The 221-nt window shown below is 42.1% G+C and carries 1 pseudogene; it reads left to right on the forward strand.

The features are described 5' to 3' along the window. Window positions 1-25: 25 nt before the first annotated feature. Window positions 26-221: pseudogene (locus A3757_RS23805) on the forward strand (lipid-A-disaccharide synthase); the annotation flags it as partial.

A 221-nucleotide genomic window follows, 5' to 3' on the forward strand; every position in this document is an offset into this window, starting at 1 on the left:
TGTCTCCAAGATTACGCACTATATTATGAAGCGCTTACTGAAGGCTCCTTTCATATCATTGCCTAATTTGCTGGCTGGTCGAGAGCTTGTTCCCGAGCTAGTTCAGGATGATGCTCAGCCAGAATTAATTGGAAAGCAGGTAATGGAGCGCTTTTTACCTTCTAAGGCAACTGAAACTCAAGAGTCGTTTAGTGAACTGCATAAAAGCTTGAAGTTAAATG

Source organism: Oleiphilus sp. HI0117, assembly GCF_001635235.1.